The organism is Microcoleus sp. BM001215392 (assembly GCF_036700185.1).
In the GTDB taxonomy this organism is placed as follows: domain Bacteria; phylum Cyanobacteriota; class Cyanobacteriia; order Cyanobacteriales; family Microcoleaceae; genus Microcoleus.
The window spans coordinates 18874-28142 of the sequence record NZ_JAUBOJ010000047.1; the positions used below are offsets into that span (position 1 = coordinate 18874).

Here is a 9269-nt window from a genome sequence, read left to right on the forward strand (position 1 = left end):
TCAAGTTAGGCTTCGATCTAGCAACCGCCAGTTAGAAATTTTTGAATTGCCCTTTTGCGATCGGTTAAATTCTTTCTGAATTGTGACTTCAGCTAGAAATCTAATTTTTGTTTCCACAGGGCATCTTCAATCCAAATGCGATCGGAAAGAATTCCCAACCGAAAGAAAATTTCCGCAATCCGCTGCTGTTCTTCAACAGCCCTGTCTTGAATTGGCAGCAAATCGTAGCTGCGGCTTTTACTTAATATTATAGCTGTTGTTTTTTTCATTCCGGTTCTAGCGGTGATAAATTCCGCTGCTCGCTCTGGATTCTGGGTTATCCAATTACCCATCTGTCGGGTTTCTCCCATCACTGTTTTCACAAGCTCAGGAAACTCGCTAGCAAAAGAGCGACTTGCCAAATAGAAGTTTCTATCATTAATTACCCCCTCGCTCTCAGCCAAGAAATGAACGGGGACAGTTTCTTGTAACTGAGCTAAAAACGGCTGCCAAATTGCCCAAGCATCCACCTCGCCTCTGAGAAATGCTTCCTCAGCTTTTGACGGAGATAAATCGACGAATTCAGCATCTTGTAACTGCAAGCCACCTTGAGTTAACGCCCTAATTAACAAATAATGACCTGCGGTTTTTTTGGTTGCTGCTATTTTCTTGCCTTTGAGATCCGCCAGACTCCGAATAGGAGAATTTTTAGGAACTACGATGCCAATGCTTCCAGGTAAAGCTGAGTCATTACCAATATAAACAAAAGGTACGCCCTCTGATTGGGCAAAAATCGGCGGCGCCACTCCCGCATAGCCCAGATCGATTTTTCCTTTTCCTATTGCTTCTAAAATTGGTGGCCCGGCGACAAATTCCGTCCATTCTACAGACCAACCCATTTTTGATAAACGTGCTTCCAAAGAGCCTTTAAATTTGAGATAAAACAGCGCTCCCAAGGGCTGATGACCGATTCTGACAATTTTTGTTAAGTTTAAGGAGGGATCTTTGGTTTTTGCTGTAAAGTTATTTGTCAGCTCAAAGCCACAACTAAACAAAGCTAAACTCAAACAAAAAAATATTATAAATTGCCACCGATCTCCCCAAGCAAAAAGTTTGATAATATTTTGAATTAAACGCGATAATTTAAACATAGTTGTACTGTGGATCGCGAAAGATAGTCAAAGTAGGTTGAGCAGAAGTAATTTTCCAGAGGTTTTTGACAGCAGTTATATTATTTACGCTAATTTCTGGTTGTTTAAAATGTCGAATTAACAATAAAATTTAGGCAGGCTGTACCTAAAATTAGCCGCACAATTAAGCTATATTATACCAGATTTGACAAAAGTAATAATTGCTATGGCTGACTCTATTGCTCACCGCTTGGAACAATACACGGTCAAAAGACCTCAGGAAGTTTTAATCGTTAAGGCTAAAATTGATGGGGAATTTGACGAAGTTGCTATTTTTAAAGGCTTTTCTAGTTCTCTGGTACGATCGACCGCCAGCGATCCTGAGGTTCCTGTTTTACCCTCGGGCGCAGAGATTCTGAGTGTCGATCGACTAGAGAGCCCCTACAATCCAAATAACCCCCGCTATCTTCAGCAGGGGTTATCTTGGGAAACCATGGAATTGCTATTGTCCGAGGCCGGAGTTTAGAAGACCGGGCGGTTGAAACCGCGTCTATACAACAAGACCCGGCGGTTGAAACCGCGTCTCTACAAACACTCACGCGACGGGAGCGGGTTGAAGAAATGGCGGTTAAAATTACGTTATTTTCTTTACACCGCGGAGGCGGACGCAAGTTTTTGTAAACCTGGTTTCAACCGTACGTCCTATCTAAAGCTAAAGCGTGCCGCCGGCAGCTTGAAAACGAGCTCTCGCGCGTTTGATTGCTTGCTTGGCTTGAATTTGCTCTTGCAAAGTGCCACTAGCAGACTTATCCAAACGAGCTTCAGCTTCGGTGTAAGCAGTACGAGCAGCTTCTTTATCAATCGTTTCGCCCATTTGAGCGCCGTTGACAAGAATAGTAACCTTGTTTTCTTGAATTTCAGCAAAGCCGCCCATCAGAGCAATAGACACCCATTCCTTACCGGGACGGACGCGCATCACTCCAGTATCCAAAGCGGTCAACATCGGGGCGTGACCGCTCAAGATACCCAATTGGCCTGTGGTGCTCGGCAGAATTACTTCTTCAGCATTAGAATCCCAAACAGTTTTGTCTGGGGCAACTACGCGCACAGTTAATGTCATAAATTGTCAGTTGTCGGTTGGCAGTTGGCAGTTGTCAGTTGTTAGTTGTCAGTTGTCAGTTGTCAGTTGGTAGTTGTCAGTTGGTAGTTGGTAGTTGTCAGTTGGTAGTTGTTACCAATAACAAATAACAAATAACCAATAACCAATAACCACTGCCCACTGCCCACTGACAACTGTCAACTGACTAAAATTACTTAGCGTCAGCCTTCATTTTTTCAGCTTTGGCGATCGCCTCGCTGATATCGCCAACCAAATAGAAAGCTTGTTCAGGTAACTCATCAAGTTCGCCAGCCAAAATCATTTGGAAGCCCTTAATGGTATCAGCCAGCTTGACATACTTGCCGGGGGAACCGGTGAACACTTCCGCCACAAAGAACGGTTGAGACAAGAAACGTTCAATTTTGCGAGCGCGAGAAACGGTCAAGCGGTCATCTTCTGACAGCTCGTCCAAACCCAAAATCGCAATAATGTCTTGCAATTCCTTGTAGCGCTGCAAAATAGACTGCACCTGACGCGCAACACCGTAGTGTTCTGCGCCTACAATGCTAATTTGCAACATTGTGGAGGTAGACTCCAGGGGATCGACAGCCGGATAAATACCCTTGGCAGCCAAACCGCGAGACAACAAAGTTGTAGCGTCCAAGTGAGCAAAAGTCGTAGCCGGCGCTGGATCGGTGAAGTCATCCGCAGGTACGTACACAGCTTGCACCGAAGTAATCGAACCTTCGGTAGTCGAAGTAATCCGTTCTTGCAAGTCGCCCATGTCTGTACCGAGAGTCGGCTGATATCCCACAGCCGAAGGCATCCGACCCAACAAAGCCGATACCTCAGAGCCCGCTTGCACGAACCGGAAGATGTTATCAATGAACAGAAGCACGTCTTGCTTGCTGACATCGCGGAAGTATTCGGCCATCGCCAGAGCCGACAGGCCCACGCGCATCCGAGCACCAGGTGGCTCGTTCATTTGACCGTATACTAGGGCAATTTTCGACTTGCTGCGGTCTTTTTCGTCAATAACCCCAGACTCGATCATTTCTTTGTAAAGGTCATTACCTTCACGGGTGCGCTCGCCCACACCGCCAAACACGGACACGCCGCCGTGAGCCTTAGCGATGTTGTTCACGAGTTCCATCATAATTACGGTTTTGCCGACGCCTGCGCCGCCGAACAAACCGATTTTGCCACCGCGACGGTAGGGAGCCAGGAGGTCGATGACCTTGATCCCTGTTTCAAACACCGAAGGCTTGGTTTCTAGTTCGGTGAAAGCTGGCGGCTGGCGGTGGATGGGCATACTTTCGGAAGTATTGACCGGGCCGAGGTTGTCTACGGGTTCGCCGATGACGTTAAAAATACGGCCCAGAGTCGGGATTCCGACGGGAACTTGGATCGCTTCCCCGGTATCTACTACTTCCATGCCGCGCATTAAGCCGTCGGTGGTACTCATGGAAACTGCACGCACTTGGCTGTCTCCGAGGAGTTGCTGAACTTCGCAGGTAACAGAAATGTCTTGACCTGCTTCGTTTTTGCCGGCGATCGTAATAGCGTTATAGATTTGGGGCAGTTTGCCACCTGGGAATTTTACGTCTACAACCGGCCCAATGATTTGGGTGATGTAGCCTACGTTCGTTTTTGTTGCGGTGGATACCATGAATAGTGCCTTTGTTAGGATGCTATTTTTCCCATTGTGGAAAAAGTCTTAACATTTAGAAATGCTATTTCTCAGAGTACCACTGAACAGACGCACTATTTAGATTTGTATGGGGATGCTTAAGAGTCATTTTTCTGGTTGGTGATGTCGCTTTTTTTTCCCGCGAGCAGCAGCCAAAGCCCCGATCCCCATCATTGTCCCGAACACTGTGACCGGTTCGGGCGCCAACTCGGCCGACACGGTGAAGTCTTGGAAGTCTCTGTCATTTCCTCCTCCGGCATCGTCGAAGGAGATTTTTGTTCCCTGAGCCAGTTGGGCCATTGTGAGTAATGAATATTGCTCTGGGCCTTTACCGCCGTTAATGCTTGTAAATGACTCGGGGGAGTTGTAGTCTAGCTTAAAGTCGCCAAATACAGCTTGCTGACATCCGGTCAAGATACAGTCATCTCTGCGGAACTGATTGTTGGCGGCAAACCATTCGGGGCTGTTCATGAAGGTGCTTGAGGAGGCGTACTGCTCGAATTGGTTGCCGGTGCCACTGTCGCTCCACAGCAGTAGGGCATAAGTTTGATCCTGCAAAAATGTGAAGGTTTGGGTGATTGAGCCGTTGTTTGAGGTGACTGCATTGCCGAAGGTTCCTTTCCATTCATCGGCGGCGCCGTTATCTGAGGGTTTGATCTCCTGAAACAGTGGTGGGAAGATGTTGCCATAGCTAGTACCCTTATCGTCTACCTGATATTTCGCTACCAACAAGCTGGACTGGTAACTGCCGTGAGATTGGTCGAAGGTAAAATTGATACTTGTATCTCGATCGAACTGGATGCCGCTGGTGCCGAACATGAAAGCTCGCACGGGCGTGCAAATGCTCAGCAAGATTGTCGTTGCCAAGCTGGCAACTGTAAAAGATGTTTTTTTGACTAGCGCTAAGGTAGTCATAACCCTGATTCCTCCAGTATTGTTAGTTAGTAATGCGGAAAATGCGATGTTTCCGAGATGGGAATAGACGACGGACGATCGCCAACCTGCGATATTTAGCACGAGCGTCAAAGCTGCAAAAGAGACTCTACAGCAATGACTCTACATACCGATATCACTTAGGTCAGTCATGAGACTAAATGAGTGCTTGTTGTTTTGTGAGATTTCACAGACACCACACTGCCACACTTTAATCTGTAACAGCAAGATATTTACCCAGATTAGACTTCCAACCTACTACATTTATTCGTGTGCGTAACGGTCTCTAGTTGACTGCAAGACTTGCAAATATTAGCTTTCATCAAAAATACATAAATATTTTTTTCAAGTTTTATAAAGTTTTTGTAAAGATTATCGAATAAATATAAAGTTTTTGAGAAGATTTAGGTTGTTGAGCTACTTGCTACTGAGGGCGAGCTGCCAGCTACCGCCCAGACTTTGAGAGTGTGGTGGCGATCGCCAGCTAGAGATGGATCGAGCTTTTTTTCACTCTAATCAAGCAGCATAACAGGTGATGTTTAACCATTTGAGATATGAAATTAAAGAATTTAAGAATGAGAAATAACTGATTATATAGTGGTTTGGAGCTTGCGTAGAACCGCTTTGTTTTTTAAACAATGATGCACTTTTGACGAATTACCAGCAGAAAAAACTCTTGCTAAAATTGTTATTAATATTACACAAATTTTATTTTCTTTGCATAACCCCTCGCCGGACATGGGCATCCCGTGTTCCTACATAAAATCGCATCTAACTTTAGTAGCAAAAAGATTTCGCAGACAATGCTATAATTCCTGGAACTTTCAACTCCCAAGCGTTGCACAGCGCCATTTTTTCGCCACCACTATCGTCAGTTTGGACTGAGGGAAGGTCAAACAGCTAATTTTTTAACCAATCCCAATATTCAAAACATTTTAGGACGAATTACTGGGGGAAACCCTTGTTTATACCATTTCTCTAAAATTGTGCCACACTCGAAGACCCCCCCTGATCAAGGGGGGGGGGAACAAGAATGCAACAGTATTCTTTTTTTTAATTGGTATTAATTAATCGCTTAATTCAAGTGACGGGGGCAATTCAAATTTATTTTTGATGAATCCGGCTGGGATGATTTTTGGGCCGAATTCGAGTTTGAACGTACCTGGATCTTTTAATGCGACGGCGTAGTTGCAGGAACTTCGATCGCCAGCGGCAGCATCAACGTTTCGGGCAACACTGGCGGTACTGTAAATATTTTAGGCGATCGAGTAAGTGTTATTGCGGGTAACATCGATGTTTCTGGTACCAACCGCGGCCCAAATCTACTGATTGGTGCAGATTATCGCGGTTTGGGAACTGGCGGCCTTGCGGTGGTGGCAAAATTACAATTGCGCACGCCCGAGGAGAGCGAGGGCCGCCGATTCATTCGACTTTCACTTTAGACCATCTCAACTCGCAACACACCAAGGGAGGATTTGGGATGATTCACCAGCTTCGAGGAGCAGCAACTAAGGTAGAAACCCTGCAACTCGCATAACAGGCTATGATTTCTGCTAAAGTTCGGATTGAAAACGGGCAGTTAGTAACAACAACGGATAAGTTAAATTTACCGACTCAAATACAACAACCAAACCAAGATTTTGTTCATCCTTACTACTGGAGCGGTTTCACACTCATCAGAAATCCTTGGTAAGCTGCCATTTTTTAGATTGCGTTACCTAAAATCCAGCATTCTAAGCTCGATGGTTCGGACTTCATTCCGCAGACTTTTCCGAGGACTTGAATTCCGAGCCATCGAACCGTTTTTTATGTATAAAATCAATTGAGTTTTAGATATTAGATACAACCCCACAGAACAATCTGGGGGCTTGAACAAACAAACGTCCAAACTTTTTGTCTGACGGCGACTCTGGTGGCCTTCTTGGAGTCAAAAATTATCTCAAACCAGCAGCAGCTCTGGGCCCAAGCTGTTTCAAATTAGGTGCCGCAGTTCCATAATTGACGCGACAACCGATGTTTAACAAACTAGAACTGCATTCGAGAGGGACAATTTGCTGGTCGAGGAGAGCACTGCAACTTACATACTGGTCGTCATTAGTATCTCTTACCATACATTCGATCGCTCTAGCGCCCGATCGACTCGCCCAACTCTTCATACCTACAACTGCAATCATGTGCTGCCAGAAAAACGACAACACCAACACTCCCAACAGTACACTAACTCCCAATCCTGCTTTCACCTTCCAACTGCTCAGGATGTTTCCCAAGCTACTTTTTACGTTTTCCGTCCAAGAAATAGAGCTTTCGGAACTTGTTTCTGGAGCCGACAAATTTGTTTGTGTTTGTTCTGGGATTTCCGACATCACGTATCTCCTCTGATTGCTAGGATTTGGTTGGGCTAGCAGTTGCGATCGCACACAACTGCAAACCCTATCAAATTCTAGCAAAACTAGCCTGTCCCGACAACCAATTCGGGTACTCCGGCGAGGGAAGTATGTATATTGACGAAGTGCGATCCAATAGCTGCAAGCTTCACTAACGCAATTTCTCTGCCTTTTGAGGTATTGCACAATTTGCGATGGCGTTCCGCCCCGCAAGCTACGGCTTTTTTACACCTACAGCACAACAGGTTCGATCGCTCGGACTTCAGTCTTTATCAAAATCAGAGGAATGAAGTCCGAACGATCGAACCTTGCAGAGCGCCGCATTTTCCAAAAAATCAGCACTTTTCAACTTGCCAAAAGTTCCAATAACTCAGCCTCCGAAAGTATGTTAATCCCCAAAGATTGAGCCTTTTCTAACTTAGAACCCGCATCTTCACCCACAACCACATAATCAGTTTTAGCGCTTACAGAACCTGTAACTTTACCTCCAGCTTTGACAATCAAATCCTTAGCTTCATCTCGTTTAAGAGTGGGTAAAGTTCCCGTAAGTACAAAAATTTTTCCGGCAATTTGTGAATTTTGTGCGGCTGGATTCACAGTTTTAACTTCTGACTGCAATTGCAATCCCGCAGCTTGCAACCGTGCAATTAAACTTTGATTTGCCGGAACTCGAAACCATTGATAAACAGCTTGTGCAATTTCTGGGCCAATGCCGTAAACTCCCTCAATTGCTGCGGCTGATACCGCTGCTAACTCTTCCACATTGGTAAACCTTTCTGTTAGCAATTGAGCGTTGACACTGCCGACATGGCGGATGCCCAAGCCGTAAAGTACCCGCGCATAAGGTTGATTTTTCGATTGGGCGATCGCGCTTACCAACTTTTCTGCTAACTTATTACCCATGCGTTCCAAACACATCAACCTGTCAGCAGTCAAATCAAACAAATCCGCCGCCGAATGCACCAGATTGCTATCAACCATCTGCTGCACCAACTTTTCCCCAACACCGTTAATATCCAGAGCATCCCGGCTGCAAAAATGAATCAGCGAACCCCTCAAAATCGCCGGACAAGACGTGTTGATGCAGCGAGTCACGGCCTCCCCTTTTTCCCGAACCACAGGCTGGGCGCATTCGGGACAGCAGCTAGGCATTTGGAAAATTTGAGCATTTTGCGGGCGAAGTTCCGGCAAAACTCGCACAACTTCTGGTATAATCTCTCCAGCTTTTCTGACAATGACAGTATCGCCGATGTGTAGATTTAGCTCGGAAAGTCGATCGCTATTGTGGAGAGAAGCCCGCGAAACCGTCGTTCCAGCCAACTGCACCGGTTTGAGTTCCGCCACAGGAGTCAGAGCCCCGGTTCTCCCGACTTGTACAGTTATTGCTTCTACAATTGTAGGGACTTCGGCAGCCGGATACTTAAGTGCGATCGCCCAACGCGGAAATCTCTGAGTAAAACCCAATTGTTTTTGCAGTCCAACCGCATTAATCTTAACAACAACCCCATCAGTCATATAAGGCAAATTACGCCGTTCAGTATCCCAATATTCGTAATACTCCCGTACCTCATCCAACGAATAGCAAATTTTGCGATTGGGATTCACCTTAAACCCCATTCTTCGCAATAATTCCAACGATTCCCACTGTGTTTTCTCCTCATTAGCTTCATCTAAATGCAGAGTATAAGCAAACAAATCCAAGTGCCGCTTATCCACAATTTTAGAATCCAACTGTCGCAGCGTACCCGCCGCAGCATTGCGAGGATTAGCAAACAATTGTTCCCCCGCTTTTTCGCGTTCGCGATTAATTTCCTCAAACACAGCCAAAGACAAAAAAGCCTCTCCCCGCACTTCCACCACAGGCGGCGGATTCTCTAAATTCAACTTCAGAGGAATCGAGCGAATAGTCTTAACATTTTGAGTAATATCTTCTCCCGCAATCCCATCTCCCCGCGTTGCACCGCGCACTAAAACCCCATTTTCATAGGTTAAAGCTAAAGCAGAACCGTCTATTTTTAACTCGCAAACATAGGAAACCCCCCCCTGCCCCCCCG

The 9269-nt window shown here is 45.8% G+C and carries 8 protein-coding genes and 1 pseudogene; 3 read left to right on the forward strand and 6 right to left on the reverse strand.

The window, feature by feature from the left end; translation table 11 throughout:
- Nucleotides 1–92 precede the first annotated feature (92 nt).
- The gene (locus QT974_RS08015) at nt 93–1130 is read right to left on the reverse strand and encodes an aliphatic sulfonate ABC transporter substrate-binding protein (protein ID WP_333467986.1); all 1038 of its coding nucleotides are present in this window, start codon (nt 1128–1130) and stop codon (nt 93–95) included.
- 205 nt (nt 1131–1335) lie between these two features.
- Here QT974_RS08015 and QT974_RS08020 point away from each other — a divergent pair, with 205 nt between their 5' ends.
- Complete coding sequence (locus tag QT974_RS08020; RefSeq protein ID WP_333467987.1) at nt 1336–1635, forward strand: DUF7734 family protein; 300 nt, start codon at nt 1336–1338, stop codon at nt 1633–1635.
- 186 nt (nt 1636–1821) lie between these two features.
- Here the strand turns inward: QT974_RS08020 and atpC are convergent, their stop codons facing one another.
- From atpC to QT974_RS08035, 3 genes are all read right to left on the reverse strand, one after another.
- Nucleotides 1822–2229: an ATP synthase F1 subunit epsilon gene (gene atpC, locus QT974_RS08025; protein WP_333467988.1), complete on the reverse strand. Its 408-nt coding sequence runs from the start codon at nt 2227–2229 to the stop codon at nt 1822–1824.
- A 190-nt stretch (nt 2230–2419) separates the two neighbouring features.
- A complete protein-coding gene (atpD, locus tag QT974_RS08030; RefSeq protein ID WP_333467989.1) occupies nt 2420–3877 on the reverse strand; it encodes a F0F1 ATP synthase subunit beta in 1458 nt (485 codons plus the stop codon).
- 126 nt (nt 3878–4003) lie between these two features.
- Nucleotides 4004–4813: a PEP-CTERM sorting domain-containing protein gene (locus QT974_RS08035; RefSeq protein WP_333467990.1), complete on the reverse strand. Its 810-nt coding sequence runs from the start codon at nt 4811–4813 to the stop codon at nt 4004–4006.
- Between the two features lie 833 nt (nt 4814–5646).
- On the opposite strand from QT974_RS08035, the pseudogene QT974_RS34750 reads away from it, so the two are divergent.
- Nucleotides 5647–6013 (forward strand): annotated as a pseudogene (locus tag QT974_RS34750) (two-partner secretion domain-containing protein); the annotation flags it as partial.
- 361 nt (nt 6014–6374) lie between these two features.
- Nucleotides 6375–6524 carry a hypothetical protein gene (locus QT974_RS08045; RefSeq protein ID WP_333467991.1) on the forward strand — a complete coding sequence of 50 codons (150 nt, stop codon included), beginning with the start codon at nt 6375–6377 and terminating at the stop codon, nt 6522–6524.
- Nucleotides 6525–6765: 241 nt separating this feature from the next.
- On the opposite strand, the gene QT974_RS08050 is transcribed toward QT974_RS08045, so the two are convergent.
- Together QT974_RS08050 and ligA are read right to left on the reverse strand one after the other, a co-directional pair.
- Complete coding sequence (locus QT974_RS08050) at nt 6766–7278, reverse strand: hypothetical protein (RefSeq protein WP_333467992.1); 513 nt, start codon at nt 7276–7278, stop codon at nt 6766–6768.
- Between the two features lie 282 nt (nt 7279–7560).
- Nucleotides 7561–9269 (reverse strand): NAD-dependent DNA ligase LigA (gene ligA, locus QT974_RS08055; RefSeq protein ID WP_333467993.1); only part of this gene is annotated, 1709 nt, incomplete at its 5' end.

Excerpts from the sequence above, each read along its gene's own strand:
- QT974_RS08015 (WP_333467986.1), bottom strand. The coding sequence starts at position 1,130 with ATGTTTAAATTATCGCGTTTAATTCAAAATATTATCAAACTTTTTGCT.
- QT974_RS08020 (WP_333467987.1), top strand. The coding sequence starts at position 1,336 with ATGGCTGACTCTATTGCTCACCGCTTGGAACAATACACGGTCAAAAGA.
- atpC (WP_333467988.1), bottom strand. The coding sequence starts at position 2,229 with ATGACATTAACTGTGCGCGTAGTTGCCCCAGACAAAACTGTTTGGGAT.
- atpD (WP_333467989.1), bottom strand. The coding sequence starts at position 3,877 with ATGGTATCCACCGCAACAAAAACGAACGTAGGCTACATCACCCAAATC.
- QT974_RS08035 (WP_333467990.1), bottom strand. The coding sequence starts at position 4,813 with ATGACTACCTTAGCGCTAGTCAAAAAAACATCTTTTACAGTTGCCAGC.
- QT974_RS08045 (WP_333467991.1), top strand. The coding sequence starts at position 6,375 with ATGATTTCTGCTAAAGTTCGGATTGAAAACGGGCAGTTAGTAACAACA.